Source organism: Leptolyngbya sp. FACHB-60, assembly GCF_014695775.1.
Classification (GTDB): domain Bacteria; phylum Cyanobacteriota; class Cyanobacteriia; order Phormidesmidales; family Phormidesmidaceae; genus Nodosilinea.
On sequence record NZ_JACJOX010000024.1, the window covers coordinates 26,171 to 43,763 of the forward strand.

A 17,593-nucleotide genomic window follows, 5' to 3' on the forward strand; every position below is an offset into this window, starting at 1 on the left:
GGGTGTCAAGAACAGTAGAACGATAGGCGGCACGTCGCTTAGGGCATTAGGGTGGCACTCACCAACTGCTGCGTGTAGGGATGGTGGGGGTCATCCAGCACCTGATCGGTCAACCCGGTTTCGACTACCTGACCGTTTTGCATCACCATCAGTCGATGGGCTAAAAGCCTGACTACACCGATATCGTGGGTCACCAGAATGACGCTGAGATGGAGCGTACGGACTAAGGAACGCATCAAGTCCAGGAGTTTGGCTTGAACCGAAACGTCTAATCCGCCAGTGGGCTCATCCATAAGGACTAGCCTCGGTTGCGTCACCAGAATACGGGCGAGTTGAAGCCGCTGTTGCATACCGCCGGAAAAGGTACTGGGTAAGTCATCCATGCGGCTGTGGGGAATTTCAACCTGGCTTAGCCACTCCATGGCCTCGGATCGAATATTGCCGTAGTGGCGTTCTCCCACATCGAGCAAACGCTCACCAATATTGGCTCCAGTAGTTACGGTCATGCGCAGCCCATCGCGGGGATTTTGCTGCACAAAACCCCATTCAGTTTTCATCAGCTTGCGGTGGTGAACTTCTGGCAGAGTGCGCAGGTTAATGGGCTGATCACTGCGATCGCAGTAGGTAATCTCCCCCGCATCCACTGAAATTTGCCCGGCAATGGCGTTTAATAACGTACTTTTTCCCGATCCAGATTCGCCAATAATGCCTAGGACTTGACCGGGATACAGATCAAAGGAAATGCGATCGCAGGCGCGAAGCGAATGGTAAGTCTTGCTGAGATTGTCGATGGTTAATAGTGGCTGCATGGTGCTGCGTAAGTTCTCAATGTAATGTGGGGGCCGGCAAATGATTGTTTTGCTGTCGCTGGTTGCAGTAGTCTGTGTCAGAGCAAATCCACAGGCGGCTGCCCTGGTCATCCGTTACCACCTCATCGAGATAGGTGTCTGTCGCGCCGCAAAATTCGCAGGGTTGATCCCAGGTTTCAACGCTGAAGGGGTGATCCTCAAAATCAAGGCTTTTGACCTTGGTGTAGGGGGGAAGGGCGTAAATCCGCTTTTCTCGCCCTGCCCCAAAGAGTTGTAGGGCGGGATTCATGTGCAGTTTAGGATTGTCAAACCGGGGAATCGGGCTGGGCTTCATCAAGTAGCGATCGTTCACCATCACCGGATAGTCGTAAGCCATGGCAATGTGGCCAAAGCGGGTGATGTCTTCGTACAGCCGCACATACATTGAGCCGTATTCTTCCAGCGCGTGCATTTTATTGGCCTCGGTGCGGGAGGGCTCGATAAAATACAGCGGCTCCGGCATGGGCACCTGATAGACCATGATTTGGCCCTCCCGCAGCGGCGTTTCAGGAATCCGGTGGCGGGTTTGAATTAGCGTGGCCTCTTCGGTGCGTTCGGTGGTGTTGATACCGCAGACCTTACGAAAGAACCGACGAATATTGACGGCGTTGGTGGTATCGTCAGCGCCTTGATCAATCACCTTCAAGGTGTCTGTCTGGCCAATCACTGAGGCGGTTACCTGAATTCCCCCTGTTCCCCAGCCGTAGGACATGGGCATTTCACGGGAGCTAAAGGGAATCTGATGTCCCGGAATAGCCACAGCCTTGAGAGTGGCGCGGCGGATTGATCGCTTCGTCTGTTCGTCTAGGTAAGCGAAGTTGAAGCCCGGTTCAGGGGGAGTTGGGGAGCTGGGAGAATAGGGCGCAAGGGTCATAGGGATGGAGTGACTGGTTGGGCGTTATTGAGGCTACGGCAGATATTTTCTGAACTGACGAAGAGAAGATTCAGGATGGCACCTCGGATGGAGCGCGGGAATCAGGAGATGAAGGATGAATTTTGCTGTCCTCGGTCGAGGCTCCGTTGTTGGCAGGAGGATGGTCTGGGCTAAAGGCTTGGGAATCTGGGTTGCTAGATGAGGGTTGCTCAACGCCAGGCTGCTCGGCCTGGGCCTGGTCGTAACTACGCCGCAGCTTACGGACGAGGTTAAGCTCGGCCTGAAAGTCAATGTAGTGGGGTAGTTTGAGGTGCTGGACAAATCCTTGGGCTTCGATGTTATCGGAATGAAATAAGACAAAGTCTTCATTCTGGGCTGGCCCGTCGATCGACTCGCCTAAATCCTTAGCCTGCAAGGCCCGGTCTACTAATGCCATGGCCATGGCCTTGCGTTCGTTATAGCCAAAGGTCAGGCCATATCCCTGGGTAAACTGGGGTGGAATCTCCTTGCTGCCTTTGAACTGGTTCACCATTTGGACTTCGGTAACAGAGATGTCTGCGATCGCAACCTCAAACCCCAGTTCTTCGGGGCAGATCACGACCTCCACCTCACCCACCCGAATCTCCCCCGCAAAGGGATGATTTTTGCCATAGCCCCGCTGGGTAGAGTAAGCCATCGACAGCAGGAAGCCTTCGTCAGCCCGGGCCAGGTTTTGCAGGCGAGCGTCGCGACTGGTGGGGGTACTGAGGGATTGGCGAGTGATGTCGAAGGGGAGTGAGAGAGTTCCGGTGAGATCGTCTGATTTGGTTACACCGATTAAACCTTCATGGGCCAGGGTATTGAGAACTCGGGGCGTGGCTTCGGTTGCATCAGCGATCGCATCCCCTATTTCGGTTGTGGGGGCAGAAAACTGGTTATTTTCGGCGGCCAGCTTAAAGTCGAGCAGCCGATGGATGTAATCAAACGTAGAACCCAGTTTTTGGCCACCAGGGGCGTCTTTAAAAATCGCCGAAATGCGCCGCTGAATGTGCATGCGGTCTGTCTCAACCGGCTCGCTGTAGTAGAGCCGGGATAGGGTTGTCCGATAGGCGCGGAGTAAAAAAGCCGCCTCCACTAGATCCCCCCAAGATTGCTTGATCGCTAAGGCAGCCAGATCTGGATCGTACAGGCTGCCCTCAGCCATAACCCGATTGACGGCTAGCTGCATCTGCTGCTTAATCTGCTCTAGCGATAACTCTGGCACAGCCGATTCGCCACGCCGTTTGGCCTTAAGCAAGGCTTCGGCGTTTTGGATGGCCTGTTCTCCACCTTTGACGGCAACATAAGGCATAAAACTCTCCGCAATTTAACCTATCGCTCGATCTATAACTCGACTAAAAAACTGTAGCCATGCTTCTGAAACCCTAAGGATTCATAGAAGGCGTGGGCTTCCTGGCGCTTGAGATTGGTCGACAAACTCAGCTTGTAGCAACCAGCAGTTCGACATTGGGCAGCTGCAAACTGCATCATCTGCTGGCCAATTCCCTGGCCTTGAAACTCTGGATCGACCGCAACCCCTTCCACAACCCCGGAGGGACTACCGTGATGCACCAGGTTATCCATCACTAGCAGCGTGAACGTGCCAACCCGTCTATCGTCTAGCTCTTTTAGGGTGGCGACCCACAACCTGTAGTTGGGGTATTGCTGTAGGCGCTGAAACCACTGTTCGGCCTCGGCCAAGGTTAAGCCGCAATCCTGATCTAAACCAGATTGGCCATATAACCCCATAACGTCTGGCAAGTCTTCAGGGGTGGCTAAGCGAATCGACACATCCATTACCGCTCCTCCTGTCGGCCAGCGATCTGGGCCGTGCGCGGTAAGCCCAAAACCTGGCGATCGGCAAAACACCAGGCGTCAAGTCCGAGGGGGTAATGGGCTGTCATCGCCTGCCACTGCTGCCAAAAGCCAGTATGCAGGGGCGTTTGAAGGGTGATGGTGTCTAAAATTCCTGGACCTTGTAGGGTGGCAGACCCTGTTTCCTCTAGGGCTGGCAGCTGAATCAGTAGAGATGTCGAGGCCTCTGGATATGCTGCTGTGCCCCAGTTAAACTCATCCAGCCTGGGCATGGTCTCAATCTGATCAATCACGGCAAAATCAGCAGTTTGAGGCTCAGCCGTGAATCGGCACCCGGTGTGAAACAGCAGCCAAGACCTGACTGATTCTGAAATACCTGGCTGCAGCCATACCGTCGTCTCCAAATCGAGCAGCGTCAGGCAAGCCGCAGCGCAGCCAGGGTTTAGCCCCCCCGGCGGTGTCAGAGATGCGGTTGCTTGCTGGATGCCCGGTCGCGCCAGGGCATCCAACAACGCTCGAAAAGTCTGCTGAGCGTCATGGACAGGATCTTTGAAGCCAGGGAGCTGGGTCGTGAGCATAGGGCAGGGATGATGGGGAAATTTTAGATTGCGGCCGAGACAGGCGGTAGGCTGTTTGAACATGGCTAGGGCTAGCCGCTGCTATAGCCATCGCCGCAAAGGTTAGGACGTTCTTTACAACCGTCTATTGGCGATCGCCTATACAACCAGTCGTCGCCCCAGTTTTGCGGTTGGTAGTTGAACCGTCCCACGCGACCTGGCCAAAGCTATATTTCAAGCTTCTCCTCGCAGCAGGGTAAAGAAATTGACGCGGGTAGAGTCTACCTCAGCTGTTTCAGCCGCCCGCTGTTTATAGGCAGCACCCTGCAGCGGCTCAATCACCTGGGTTTGAACCTTAGATTGCCAGTCTGGATGTTGCAGCAGAGCGTCGCAAACGGCGGCTAGTTCAGCATGGCGCTGAGACCGTCCCGCCACATAGCCAAAACCCGAGATAAATTCGTCATCAGCCTGCTCTCTAGCCGCCAGCGACAGCTGAATAACGCAGCGGGTTAAGGTCATTTCCCCCAGGTTGAAGGGCTGACCCGCACCTTCTGTGCGTCCACGCACCATGGCCAAACCAATTTCGGGCGATCGCAGAAAGCGATAGTCGGGCAGCGCCCCTAATGTGGCGACCCGCCCTTCCAGAAGCGCCAGAGGTGCCTTTGCCAAGGCCGACATCCAGATCGATCTCGACTGTGCTTGGGCTGTGTCTACCATCACTTAACCAAAGATTAACAGCAACTTAAATTCATATAGATGTCTAGACAAATTATGGAGCATGAGCCAATAGAAAGCAATCCCCATTTGTTTGAATAAAGTACCGTGAAGCCTTGTATTATCCCAATCGCTGCACCAGATGCAGCGGTTCCGGTTCTCCAGTACTCACCAGTTTTAGAGCGCTTCTGGGCAGTACCCGCAGCACTTCCTCTACGGTTGTGACGCCGGCCATGACTTTTTCAATGGCCGATGTTCGAAATGAGATAGAGTCGCTCTTGCTGAGGTGGCGGCGCAGTTGAGTCATGGTGCCATCGTAGATCAACTCGCGCATGCGATCGTCCACCTCTAGCATCTCGACCACCGCCTCCCGGCCCGAATATCCGGATTGGAAACAGGATGGGCACCCTCGTCCCCGTCGCCAGTTGCCCTTTTTGATTTGAGCAGCATCCAGTTGCAGTATGGCGAGTAGTTCTGGGTTGGGCTGGGTGGGTTCAGCACAGTGGGGGCAAATGCGCCGCACCAGGCGCTGAGCGACTACCCCTAAAAGGGCATCGCTGATCAACCCTGGATCTGGCCCAATATCTTTAATGCGGGGAATCGCCCCGGCCGCGTCGTTGGTGTGCAGGGTGGTGAACACCAGGTGGCCGGTGAGGGCAGCCCGAATGGCGGTTTCTGCGGTTTCGTGGTCCCGCACTTCTCCCACCATGATGATGTCCGGGTCTTGCCGCAGGATAGATCGCAGCCCTGCGGCGAAGGACATGCCCGCCGCTTCGTTCACCTGGGTCTGGGTGATGCGGGGCAGCACATATTCTACCGGGTCTTCCACCGTGACCACGTTGACATGCTCAGTGGCGATCGCCTGCAGGCTGGTATAGAGGGTACTGGTTTTACCGGAGCCGGTAGGTCCAGTGAAGACAATGATGCCCTGGGGCTGTTCTAGCCAGGTTTTGTAAATCTTCAGCGCTTTGGGCGAAAACCCTAGCTTATCAATGGTGGTAAAGGGGTTTTCGCGGGGCAGCAGACGCACTACAGCTTTTTCACCACAGACGCACGGTAAGGTGCTGACTCGCATGTCCATACTCTGGTCGGCTTCGTTGTCGACCTGGTACTTTTCCCCAATCCGGCCATCCTGGGGACGGCGGCTGTCAGCAATGTCCATGTTGGCCATCACCTTCAGGGCCACGACCACCCGGCGGCTGATTTCCCCTGGCAGCAGGGTAATATCGCGCAGTACCCCATCAATCCGGTACCGCACCCGCAACCCTTCTAGGGTCGGTTCTAGGTGAATGTCGCTAGCCTGGTGCTGTAAGGCGCTGGAAATAATGGCCTTAATCCGCTCAATTTGCCCCTCTGCCTTCGACAGAAATAGCTCAGTGGTTTCGCCAATATCATCGGTCGATTGCTTGCCGGTGATTGGGTCCAGCAGACGACTAGAAGTAATGCGGGTCAGATCAGCGGTGCGAGTGTGGTACCAGGCCCGATAGCTCTTGGCTGAAATGGGTATGACTTTAACGGTTGTCAGGGTGCGATCGCCAATCGTTTCCAACACCTCGGAAGAAACTTCAACCGGGCTTCCCAGGTAAAAGCAGCTTTGCCACAGGAGCAACGGCACCACAGGAGGCAGTTTTTGCCCCTGACAATACTGAAAGAAGCGACTACAAACCTCCTCATCCAGCAAGCCTAGATTTAAAGTGCCCTCGTCATCACGCACCAGGCTAAGAGCTTCTTCACAGGAAATGTGCCCCTGTTTGAGTTGCTTCCAAGCAGAGACTGGCCAAGGTACGGTTTGCATAGAATCGGGGTCCTGAATATAAGCGTGATGACAACCTGATCCAGCCTCACCAACTGCCAGAACAGAAACAGTTTTTCGTCCCTGTTCTTAGTGACGGCTGGAGAGATGACCAAAAGGTAAAGAAATCAGCCAGCCCAGGTAGAAACCAAAAGCTGGCTGGTAGAGGTTACGTCAGAATTAGGGTGATTGACTCAACACCAGCTATGCCGTTGCACCATTTAAGGCGATCGAGCGATTATCCGTCCGCCAGATGCAGTAAGTAATGCCAGATCCTTGGGCATTAACGTACATATACTTGCCATTCTGAGAGAAACAGGCACCGGCAAACTCGCTAGTGCTGCCGGGAATGATGTTGCGACAGAACTCAAACAGACCACCGCTAGCATCTACTCCAACCACCCGCTGGCTGAAGTTAGGAGCGCCCGGTTGACCACCGCTGCCATCTTCACAGAGATAAAGGGTGCCATCGCGAGCAACAGTGATGTTGTCGGGGCCATCCAGGAGGTTTTCACTCGTCGACTCAACCACCAAGGTAACCGTTTCAGTGCCGGGGTCATAGGCCCATACCTGCCCTTCGCCCTTATCCCCGGCATTACTGCAAACCCAGTAATGCTTGCCCTGGTGATACCAGGCACCTTCGCCCCGATACCACGCGGCAGCCCCTTTAGCCAGTGCTTCATAGCGCAGGGTATCTCCCTGGGGGTCAACATCATCTAGCTTGACCCACTCTACGCGGAGAGGTTGCCCCAAGAAAGGTAGCAAGCTACCGGAACCATTCGCGCCCAAACCACGGGTATCAACCCCGCTAAAGCTTCCGCCTCGGTCATTCGTCCCGCCGGAGGGAATTAAGTCTCCAGTACAGTCAGAACGCTGCCCTGGCTTAATTACCATGGCATACAGGTCGCCCCCTTGCTGCAGATCACCAAAGCCATTGGGTTTCCGCACCTTAGGAACGAACTTGTAGTAGGCGCTATCGCCTCGGTCTTCGGTTTCAAAGATATATCCACTCTGAGGATCAACCGAAACCGCTTCATGGTTCATGCGGCCCATAGCCACCAGGGGAATAGCGTCAACCGCTTCACCCAACTGGGAAGGAACCTCAAAGTTGTAGCCATGCTTTTTGGTCACCCGAGGGTCGGTAGCCGGAGTGGCTACGTTTTCCTCAGAAGAAATCCAGGACCCCCAGGGGGTAGGGCCACCGGCACAGTTGCGGATGGTACCACTCAGGGAAACATAGTGCCGGACTACTTGACCATCGCGATCAACTTCGACCGTGGTGGTACCGCCGCCGCCGCTGTTGAAAGCGCTACCCGTGTAAGGGTCATATTGCTTACCATTAGGCGCAACGGTGCCACCGCCCCCAGGATTTCGCTCATGGTTGCGCACCAGGATATAGTTGCCATTGCGCCCCTGAAAAGCGGCCATTCCATCGTGGTTGCCAGGAACAATCGCACCATCGGACATGGTCTGCCCTTGAATAGAGATAGCGGTGTACTGAAACTTGTCAGGCAGGGTCAGCAAGGGAGTGTTAGCAAGGCTTCCCAAACTTTTGGTGTTGATGGGCAACTTAGGCGTGGGGGTGCCAAATCCCGGCACTGTAAAGCTAGCGGTATTACAGGTTCCCTGGGCCATAGCCCGACGAGTATTCAGCAAGCCCATAGGGGCCACTGCTGTACCCGCAGCCGCTGCAGACATCAGCATGACAAACTGACGCCGTGAGAAATTAGACATCGTACTCCTGCTCCTCTCTAAAGCATTAAATCTTACAGACCGTCGCCGAGCCAAAGGCATCCAAAGCCGTTATAGGGTTGCCCCTAAAGCTGCCTAAAAAGCTCATTTGAGCAAAGGTTATTCCATCTCTTTTTGTGGATGAAAGAATCTAAATACAACAAGAAAACCATTTCAAATTAATGGGTATCTTGAGCGAGTCTTTCCATCAGTAATTCTGACCCAGCAATGTATTAATTGCAACCAAATTAAAGTTAAACTTCGGTTAATTAAAAATTTCCTTTGAATCAAGCAATCGAATTTTTTACTAACCATTCTCGTTCCTTTAAAAGCCTGAACAAAGATCGATGGCTTATAAAGCTAATGTAAATTGGGATTGCAAGAATTGCGAAACCTGTCACTCTCTGAGTTGGCCAAGAGTAATGTCTAGGGGCGACCGATTAGACCTAAAGCCGTTATAAGCTGAAACGCTATTTAATGAGGCACAGGCTTGCCTGTAGCGTATCTTAGGCCAGTGAAATATAGCGAGCTAGTCGAGAGCATTTACTAATTGATCGTATTCCTCGGGGCTTAAACGACCTTGACGAAACGCCTCGCCTACTTGGACAGACGGGTCCCGACTCACCACCGGCGACGATGAGGCCTGGGCTAGAGTTGTTGAGGTTCGACCTTCATCGTCTGAGTCTAACCCTAGTAAACCGTAGGAAGAGTAATAATATTGAGCAGTTTGAAGGGCAGTCTGGCGACTCCTCAACCACTGTTCTCGAGAAACACTAAGACTAAAAATTGGAGCTACCCGTCCGTTGAGCTGCCCTAAAACGTTGATTTGAACTGAACTTAACTGCGAATTTTGGGTAAAGGCTCTCGTAATCTCATCGACTGCTGCAGATTCAGCTTGTCTGTCCAACGCACCCCGCGTAGGTGTGCCGTAAACTTCTACAACTACCGTCAGAGGATCCGGATTTGCACGAACAGGTTGGCCAATCGAAAATGCTTCAAGAACAGCGGCAAGCATTGCGGCAGCTAGTAGTTTCACTGCCATTTTTTTAAGATCTGACAACATTAAAAAAGTCATCATAAAATGCTTGTCCCAACCAACAAGAACTAAATTCCTCAACGAAGGTATTTTTCCACTAAACGGGAACACTTCAGGTAAAAAAGCAGTTAAATGAACCCTATATTTTGTTAACCTACAAGAATTTATTTTGAATAAATTACGTGTAATTACTGATTCACTACTGAGTAGCATCTGAAACAGTCATTTTTTATTGGTTTCGGATCCTGAATGCAGAGTATGGCTGCGCGGCAACCTAGTTCTAGCCAATGTCAAAGGCGTTAAGGAACCCTGGGCTATCATCACCGATGAACTGCCCACCCTCAATACCCTATGGCAATCTGCTCTTCAGTTTCGGATTGAGGAACTCTTCCTCACTTTTAAATCCGGGGTCTTTGAGTTGCAAGTCTTCGGCATCGGTTTTGCTCAAGCTCTAAAACGCCTTTATCCCATTGCTGCGATCGCTTTCCTTGATGGCTCAACTCAGGGTATAGCCGTGCACCTCGACAGCCTGCGATCGCCCGCCGTGGGAGACGACTATACTTATTTACGGCTTCTGTCTGAGCCCCACCTAATCAACATGCATCAAGAAGCTCTGCCACTGTATTTGCAAATTGCCAGTCAGTTGCGTCGCAACATTCAAGAAGCTGTGTTTAAAGTCGGCGATCGCTTACCGACGGAAACCGAGCTCAGCGAGCGATTTGGGGTAAACCGTCACACCCTGCGACGGGCGATAGAGGTTTTGCGACAAGAAGGAATTGTTGGCGTGGAGCGAGGCCGGGGCACTTTTGTGATGGCTGATCCGATCGCCGTGCCGATCGGCAAGCGGGTGAGATTCAATGAATCCCTCAAGGCCCAGGCTCTGCAACCCGTGTGGCAGGTGCTGCGCATTGTCGAGATCAATGCCGATGCCAGGCTGTCAAAACGGTTGGAGATTGGCGTCGGAGCGTCAGTCATATTATTTGAGCGCCTGAGTTCCATTGAGGATATACCCATCAGTATTTCCAGCAGCTACTTTCCAGGCCAGCATTTTCCAGGATTGATTGACCACTGCGAAACCTATCGCTCCATTTCGAAGATGTTGCAGACAGAATATGGCCGTGACCATATTCGTCGCAGCACGCGCCTCTCGGCCCGTCTAGCTCAGGCTAACGATGCACGACTGCTAAAAATGCCCGCCAATGGACCAATTTTGCTATCTGAGTCGATTAATGTCGATCAGAGTGGTGTGGTGATTGAGTACGGTGTCACCCGATTTCGAGGAGAACGGATGGAACTGGTGCTGGAAAATGAGTCTTGATGGCTACCCGCCTCCCCTTGAATCCTCCTAACCTAAGGACTTCAAGCTTCTGACTGCCCCCACGATTGGGGCTAAGGGGGAAATATCGGCGTTAAACAATGCCGCCAAAAACCTTAAACGGTTTTCTACGCAAACTTAATCAACCCTGGGGAGGATCTTAAACTGCCTGCCGGATTATGTTTATGGCTCGCTATGGATCATTTTGTCTAGACATCTACATAAATTGTTTGGCCATCAACATCCATCTATTCCGGGTCATGATGTTCAACTGGGCCAATATATAGCCATGCGATCAGCTACGGAGAGTGCGTTGGAGGCTTCCTTTGCCGCCCCCGCTGTCAAGGTTCAGCAATTGACTAAGTCTTTTAGGGGCCAACCTGCGCTCCAGGCAGTGAATTTGCAGGTTGATATGGGGGAAATGGTGGCGCTGGTGGGAGCTTCTGGTTCCGGGAAGTCTACCCTGTTGCGTAACCTGAATGCCCTGCAGCTAGCTGAACAGGGCACCATAGAAATCTTCGGTAGTCCGCTGCAAGTCAACGGTAAGCTGCATTCTAAAGCGCGTCAGCTGCGGAGCCAGATTGGGTTTATTTTCCAGCAGTTTAATTTAGTCAATCGTCTAACGGTTCTGGAAAACGTTCTGGTTGGCAACTTGTCGCAGGTTTCAATGATGCGATCGCTCGTTCGGGGCTTTAGCAAGCAGGAAAAACTGCGCGCGCTCAGTGCTCTAGAACGAGTCGGCATCTTAAATCAGGCCTATAAGCGGGCTTCATCCCTCTCGGGCGGTCAACAGCAGCGAGTGGCGATCGCCCGTTGTCTGATGCAGGGAGCCAAAATCATTTTGGCCGATGAACCCATCGCTTCCCTTGACCCAGAGTCGGCCCGCAAGGTGATGGAGCTATTGACCCATCTGAACCAGGAGCAGGGCATTACCATCATCACCTCATTGCACCAAGTGCAGGTGGTGCGCTGCTATTACAAACGTGCGATCGCACTACGGGATGGCACCGTTCGATTTGACGGTCATATCCATAACTTAGATGACCAACAGCTCAACACTATTTACGGTGCCGCCGCCGAGGAGCTGGTTTTGAGCGGTCATGCCGAAGTCTTTTCAGCTTTTTAGCAGGAGCCAATCAAGGGTTCCGCCTGGGTAACCCCTACGCACGCGCTGAATTTCTCAAGCCTGTAGCTAACTCATTCCCACAGTTCTAATTTGTAGCCTTAAGGATTTGCCACCATGACATCTGCTTTAACCCAGTGGTCTGCCCGATTTTTTATGGTTCTAGCCGGTACTGCTCTGATTGCAGGTTGCAGCACAGGTGGGCAGGGCAATACCGATGCCACCGGTGAGGCTGCCGATGCCGCTGGCGCACCCTGTGCGCCAGAATTAGCCGAAATCGATTTCGGCATCATCTCCACTGAATCCCAAGCCAACCTTAAAACTCAGTGGGAACCTTTCTTGGCCGCTATGGAAGCAGAGATTGGTCGCCCCATCAACGGTTTATACGCCACTGACTACGCTGGCGTCATTGAGGCTATGGGCGCGGGTAAGGTTCAGCTGGCCTGGTATGGCGGTAAGTCTTACATTGAAGCGGCTGCTCGTTCTGATGCTGAAGCGTTTGCCCAAACCGTTAACTCAGACGGCACTAAAGGCTACTACTCCCACTTAATCACCAACAAGCAAAACCCCATCCTTGAAAACATTGATACTGAATCCGGCGATGGAGATCAGTACGTCATCGACAACACATCTGATCTAACCTTTGCCTTTAACGACCCCAACTCTACCTCGGGCTTCGTGGTTCCTAGCTTTTATGTGTTTGCCAAGAATGGTATCAACCCAAACCAAGCCTTTGAAGAACTGGTGTTTGCGGGTAGCCATGAAGCAACAGCCCAGGCCGTTGCAAATAATCAGGTTGATGTAGCTACTAACAACAGCGAAAACTTGCTGAAACTCAAGCAAGGTGATCCAGAGGCCTTTGAGAATATCCAAATCATTTGGACATCTCCCGTTATCCCTAGTGATCCGGTGGCCTATCGGAATGACTTACCCGACTGTCTGAAAGAGCGGTTTAAAGACTTCTTCTACAACTACAAAGATGCTGCTGTTCTAGAGCCCCTGGGCTGGCAAGGCTTTGACCAAGCCGCCGATGCCGATTGGGATACCATCCGTGAGCTGGACCTCGGACAAAAAATGATGGAAGTGCAGAACGACGCAAACCTGAGCCCTGAAGCGAAGCAGTCTCAGCTCGATGAGCTGAACAAGCAGCTCGAAGCCTTGTAAGAGTCATGGGTAGGGTGGGTACGCCCAACTCTATCAAGGTGGACTGTGGATTCGCTCTCCTCCAGATGTAGGTGCATTATGTGCGTCTCGGTTGACTGCGAGGACATCTGGGGTGAGCGCGATGACACGTCCAACGACTAATAGAGTTATCAGAGGGTTCGATACTGCTCTACCCGATCTACGAAAGCGCCTGAAGATTTGCCTGAATGTAAGCTGCGATCGCACCTTGACCTATTTACCCTATGACTGAATCTCCGGCTTCTATTCATCCCGAGCAACTCGTCGCTTCTCCTGCGGCTCGCGATCTTTTGGCTAAAGAGCGCCCCCGAATTACTCCAGTCCGCATTGGTTATTTAGCCGTAGCGATCGCTGTATTGATTTACGCGGGCCAACTGAGTGACCTGAGCTTTGTTGAACTATTCCAGGGCAGCGGCACGATGGCGGAATACATTACCCGATATTTTCCGCCTGACTTTTCCAACTGGCGGTCTTACCTGCAAGATACCCTCGAAACTGTAGCGATGGGCATTTGGGGCACGCTGCTATCTGCCATCCTGGCGGTTCCCCTGTCAATTCTGGCCTCAAGCAACATTTGTCCAGCCTGGATTGTCTTTCCTGTGCGACGGGTTCTAGATACGATGCGAGCGATTAATGAGGTTGTTTTTGCGCTCATCTTCGTTGTTGCAGTCGGATTGGGCCCCTTTGCTGGGGTATTAGCGCTGTTTATTCATACCGCCGGTATTTTGGCAAAGCTCTTTTCAGAGGCGATCGAATCCATCGAGGTTGGCCCCGTAGAAGGCATCCGCGCCACCGGGGCAAGCAAGGTGCAAGAAATTGTCTTTGGCGTGATTCCTCAAGTTGTGCCGCTGTGGACTTCGTTCACGCTTTATCGCTTTGAATCGAATGTGCGTTCAGCAGCAGTATTGGGAATTGTTGGCGCTGGCGGAATTGGTGTTTCCCTTTACCAAAGCTTTCGCGCCTTTGCATATCAAGACGTTTGCGCCATTATGATCATTCTGATCATAACCGTTTCCTTGATCGACACGATTTCAGCCAAGTTAAGACAGCATTTAGTTTAATTTATTTTAAGCCCATCCAAAAGATAGCCACATGCGTGACTATCTTTTGGATGGGCACCCCTGATGTTAATGAAGTTTTTCTTTTCGGCAAATCATTGGTTCTCACAAGTTTAAGAATGTTATTTCGCCAATCTCTAAGGCCCCAGATAGATGGCAAACGACAGAGACAATTCTTCTTTTTTAGATGTTTGATCTGAGGAGGAAAATACATTGAATCAAGAGCTTTGGACGGCGGTAGATGAGTATTTTACCAAGGCTTTTCTGCCGTCAGATGCCGCTTTAGACAATGTACTGCAAGCGAGCGAAGCCGCTGGGCTACCGCCCCACCATGTTGCCCCCAATCAAGGAAAGTTGTTGCAGCTTTTATCTCAGATCCAAGGTGCAAAAAGGATTTTAGAGATTGGAACGTTAGGTGGCTATAGCACCATTTGGTTTGCACGAGCGGTTCTACCAGATGGCTGCGTCATCACCTTGGAAGTCAATCCTCAGTACGCTGATATCGCCACTTACAACATTGCTAGAGCAGGCTTAGCAGAAATTGTTGACATCAAGGTTGGCACAGCCATCGATTCAATAAGACAATTAGTGCAACTAGGTGTTGCACCCTTTGACGTTATCTTTACTGATGCAGATAAACCCAGCAATCCCGAGTATTTATGTGAGTCACTGAAGCTTTCTCATCCAGGGACAATAATTATTGGAGATAACGTTGTGCGTGAGGGTGAGGTGGCAAATGCCGCTTGCTCTGACCCTAAAGTGCAAGGTGTGCGGCAATTCTGTGATTTGATATCCTTAGAGCCTAGACTATCAGCGACGGCAATTCAAACGGTGGGCAGTAAAGGATACGATGGATTGGTGCTCGCCCGGGTAATGTATTAAGAAGTTTTTGATAGGTCAGATTTGAGCCGTCGCTGAAGTCGTTCAAAGCGAAAGCAGCGGCGATAGGTAAACCTAAATTTTTGGGTGTTGCTGAGTTGAAGCATGAATTTGGGTGGGGCAAACGGCCGTTTGCCCCTACGAGAGACGTTGCAGTTTTGAGCCATACCTGTATCCAGCAACACCGATTTTTGCTAGCCGCTTTTCGATTAGTCGTAGAGTTCTCCACGGCTTGGATGGAACGCTGCAAAAAGCTATATAGCGTGGTGATGCTTGACAAAGTTTGGCATTTTGAATAGTGTCGAATTATGGAAATAGCCAAACCTTCTGAACGCTCCATTGAAGACATTGCTGCTGCTTTTGCCGCACTGGGGCAACCATCGCGGCTGCGGATCGTGCGACTGCTACTATCGGCTTACCCCAAAGGGCTGCCGGCCGGGGAAATTCAGAAGGAACTGAAAATTTCTGCCCCGACTTTGTCTCACCACCTGGACAAGCTACGGCAAGTGGGTATCGTTACCCCTGAGAAAGACCGGCAATGGATTTGGTATAGCGTACGGTCAGAAGCGCTCAAAGAGCTTATGGCTTTTCTTTATAAGGAGTGTTGCACCCGCAATCATGTTGTTGAGATGGACGATGTCGCGGAAATGCCTACGCCAGACTGCTGTGACTAAACCACAAAAGTCTTGGCTCTTATTTCGACATTTGTCTAAATATCAAAGGTATAAACACTATTAAGGACTAGCCCCAGATGGCAACCAATGTACTGACAAGATTTAATCGCAGTGTACGGCGATGGGATGGGGTAGCCCTGACGATCGCCCTTCTGTTCTTGCTCCTGGCACTTCTTGTACCAGCCAAAGTATCTGGCAGTCTAACTTTTACCGCTGTCAGTCTATGGAAAGTAGCCCCCTTTCTGCTTTTGTCTATCGGCATTGCCGCCTATGCTCAAGCCAGCGGTGCCGATAATCTGATTTCCAAAGCGTTTCAGGGACGCATTGCGGTGATGATTCCCGTGGCGTCCCTATTTGGTGCGGTTTCGCCCTTTTGTTCCTGCGGCGTGATTCCGCTAATTGCAGCGTTGTTGTCGATGGGGGTGCCAGTGGCGGCCGTAATGGCATTCTGGCTGTCGTCGCCGCTTATGGATCCGTCTATGTTTGTGCTGACAGTGGCTACCCTGGGGCTAAAGTTTGCGATCGCAAAAACCGTTGCCACCGTGTTTATTGGCTTACTAGGCGGGTTTGGCACCCTAGCCCTGATGCACTCGGGGTGGTCATCCGCAGCCTTTGCTAATCCCCTCAGAGAAGGGGCGGATAATGGCGGCTGTGGTGGCAGCCGGGTTCGTAATCCTAAGCCGCCTGTCTGGCGGTTTTGGACACAATCAGAGCGACGGCAAAAGTTTTGGCAAGGGGCACGTAAGAATGCCTGGTTTTTGGGCAAATGGATGGCCCTGGCGTTTTTGATCGAGAGCCTCATGTTAGTTTACGTGCCGGATGGATGGATCCGAACTATTGCAGGTGATAGCGGTCTGCTCTCCATTCTTGGGGCTGCTTTGGTAGGCATTCCGGCTTATCTCAATGGCTATGCGGCACTTCCTCTTGTGGGCGGCCTCATCCAGCAAGGCATGTCCCCCGGTGCAGGCATGACTTTTCTGCTGGCTGGCGGTGCAACCAGTATTCCGGCGATGATTGCCGTTTTTGCACTGGCTCGCCGTCCCGTTTTTCTGGCCTATCTTGGCTTCGCCTTCCTCGGCTCTGTGATCGCTGGGTTGCTATATACCGTAAGCCTGGGATAAGGGAGCAAATCATACCGTCGTTAAGCAACACTGCCCAATCATCTCCGCCCGGCTCACGCCCTTATCCCTTGCCCCTTAAATTGTAACCATGCACCCCATCGAAGCCTTACCTGACACAACGCTCCAAACTCATGGCCCGATCGCTGAGAAGTTTTTACAGCAAGGGCTAAAGACTTTTCACGAGGCTTGCCGCTGGACAAAAAATTTGCCCTACGCCGCCAACTCCAATAGCGAAAATTCTCTAATTCTGTTTGAGGAAGGCTATGGCAGCTGCACCACCAAACACGGTGCGATCGCTCGCCTGGCTCAAGAACATAACCTGCCAGTCCATAAAAATCTGGGGTTCTACCGTCTGAATGATGAGATCGTCACGGGGGTCAATGCTCTGCTACAACCCCATGGTCTAGACTTTATTCCTCAGATTCACTGTTTTTTGGTCTACGAAGAGTGTCGGGTAGACCTGACCGAAGGCAACTGTAATGGAAAGAATAAAACCATAGAAGACTATGATTTTGTGATTCAGATCGCCCCTGACCTCTCTTATGCCCAACACCAAGCCTACTATCTAGAGTTTCTGCGGCGTTATGGGGTTTTCTCGCCCCAGTTAGTGGCCTTAAGCGACACTACTATTATGGACCTGCTAGCGGCATGCGATCGCCAACTCAAGTATCAGTGCTCCATCCTAGCCGATGCCCTCAGTCTCGGCCAACCGGCCTAGTATCAGAGAAAGTAAGAGGTGTTGATATAGCTATGGCCAAGGTGATTAGGACGTAGCCTAAGCAAGGGAGTCTCATTGTAAGGAGTGAAATGGCCAAACCCTACAGCCTTGATTTGCGTCAGAAGGTCATCGACGCCA

17 protein-coding genes are annotated in these 17,593 nt (G+C 51.9%); 8 read left to right on the plus strand and 9 right to left on the minus strand.

Annotated elements, in window-relative coordinates:
- Positions 1-38: 38 nt before the first annotated feature.
- The 9 genes from phnK to H6F57_RS09745 form a co-directional block, all read right to left on the minus strand.
- Positions 39-809, minus strand: coding sequence for a phosphonate C-P lyase system protein PhnK (phnK, locus tag H6F57_RS09705; RefSeq protein ID WP_190625541.1), 771 nt, complete (start codon positions 807-809; stop codon positions 39-41).
- A gap of 16 nt (positions 810-825) precedes the next feature.
- Positions 826-1,722, minus strand: a complete 897-nt coding sequence (locus H6F57_RS09710; RefSeq protein ID WP_190625542.1) for an alpha-D-ribose 1-methylphosphonate 5-phosphate C-P-lyase PhnJ — start codon at positions 1,720-1,722, stop codon at positions 826-828.
- Between the two features lie 70 nt (positions 1,723-1,792).
- Positions 1,793-3,052 (minus strand): carbon-phosphorus lyase complex subunit PhnI, encoded by a 1,260-nt coding sequence (locus tag H6F57_RS09715; protein WP_190625543.1) that lies wholly within the window; start codon positions 3,050-3,052, stop codon positions 1,793-1,795.
- Between the two features lie 32 nt (positions 3,053-3,084).
- On the minus strand, positions 3,085-3,537 hold the full coding sequence (locus H6F57_RS09720; protein WP_190625544.1) for a GNAT family N-acetyltransferase: 453 nt from the start codon (positions 3,535-3,537) through the stop codon (positions 3,085-3,087).
- Positions 3,537-4,133 (minus strand): phosphonate C-P lyase system protein PhnH, encoded by a 597-nt coding sequence (gene phnH, locus H6F57_RS09725; RefSeq protein ID WP_190625545.1) that lies wholly within the window; start codon positions 4,131-4,133, stop codon positions 3,537-3,539. The genes H6F57_RS09720 and phnH overlap by 1 nt, the downstream gene beginning before the upstream one ends.
- Positions 4,134-4,346: 213 nt before the next feature.
- A complete protein-coding gene (gene phnG / locus H6F57_RS09730) occupies positions 4,347-4,829 on the minus strand; it encodes a phosphonate C-P lyase system protein PhnG (RefSeq protein WP_190625546.1) in 483 nt (160 codons plus the stop codon).
- A 118-nt stretch (positions 4,830-4,947) separates the two neighbouring features.
- A complete protein-coding gene (locus tag H6F57_RS09735; RefSeq protein ID WP_190625547.1) occupies positions 4,948-6,621 on the minus strand; it encodes a GspE/PulE family protein in 1,674 nt (557 codons plus the stop codon).
- A gap of 201 nt (positions 6,622-6,822) precedes the next feature.
- Positions 6,823-8,352 carry an alkaline phosphatase PhoX gene (locus H6F57_RS09740; protein ID WP_190625548.1) on the minus strand — a complete coding sequence of 510 codons (1,530 nt, stop codon included), beginning with the start codon at positions 8,350-8,352 and terminating at the stop codon, positions 6,823-6,825.
- A 526-nt stretch (positions 8,353-8,878) separates the two neighbouring features.
- Positions 8,879-9,598: a hypothetical protein gene (locus tag H6F57_RS09745; RefSeq protein ID WP_190625549.1), complete on the minus strand. Its 720-nt coding sequence runs from the start codon at positions 9,596-9,598 to the stop codon at positions 8,879-8,881.
- Positions 9,599-9,617: 19 nt separating this feature from the next.
- Between H6F57_RS09745 and phnF the strand changes: the two genes are divergently transcribed.
- The 8 genes from phnF to H6F57_RS09785 all read left to right on the plus strand — a co-directional run bounded on the left by phnF (position 9,618) and on the right by H6F57_RS09785 (position 17,455).
- Positions 9,618-10,703, plus strand: coding sequence for a phosphonate metabolism transcriptional regulator PhnF (gene phnF, locus H6F57_RS09750; protein WP_242024791.1), 1,086 nt, complete (start codon positions 9,618-9,620; stop codon positions 10,701-10,703).
- Between the two features lie 286 nt (positions 10,704-10,989).
- Positions 10,990-11,826 (plus strand): phosphonate ABC transporter ATP-binding protein, encoded by an 837-nt coding sequence (gene phnC / locus H6F57_RS09755; protein ID WP_190625550.1) that lies wholly within the window; start codon positions 10,990-10,992, stop codon positions 11,824-11,826.
- 114 nt (positions 11,827-11,940) lie between these two features.
- Positions 11,941-12,987 (plus strand): phosphonate ABC transporter substrate-binding protein, encoded by a 1,047-nt coding sequence (gene phnD, locus H6F57_RS09760; RefSeq protein ID WP_199289578.1) that lies wholly within the window; start codon positions 11,941-11,943, stop codon positions 12,985-12,987.
- Between the two features lie 242 nt (positions 12,988-13,229).
- A complete protein-coding gene (phnE, locus tag H6F57_RS09765) occupies positions 13,230-14,066 on the plus strand; it encodes a phosphonate ABC transporter, permease protein PhnE (RefSeq protein WP_190625551.1) in 837 nt (278 codons plus the stop codon).
- Between the two features lie 210 nt (positions 14,067-14,276).
- Entirely contained in the window at positions 14,277-14,945 is a 669-nt protein-coding gene (locus H6F57_RS09770) for an O-methyltransferase (protein WP_190625552.1), read from the plus strand.
- Positions 14,946-15,250: 305 nt separating this feature from the next.
- Positions 15,251-15,616, plus strand: a complete 366-nt coding sequence (locus tag H6F57_RS09775; RefSeq protein WP_190625553.1) for a metalloregulator ArsR/SmtB family transcription factor — start codon at positions 15,251-15,253, stop codon at positions 15,614-15,616.
- A 77-nt stretch (positions 15,617-15,693) separates the two neighbouring features.
- Complete coding sequence (locus H6F57_RS09780; RefSeq protein WP_190625554.1) at positions 15,694-16,737, plus strand: permease; 1,044 nt, start codon at positions 15,694-15,696, stop codon at positions 16,735-16,737.
- Positions 16,738-16,825: 88 nt separating this feature from the next.
- The gene (locus tag H6F57_RS09785) at positions 16,826-17,455 is read left to right on the plus strand and encodes a hypothetical protein (protein WP_190625555.1); all 630 of its coding nucleotides are present in this window, start codon (positions 16,826-16,828) and stop codon (positions 17,453-17,455) included.
- The last annotated feature ends 138 nt before the right edge of the window (positions 17,456-17,593 follow it).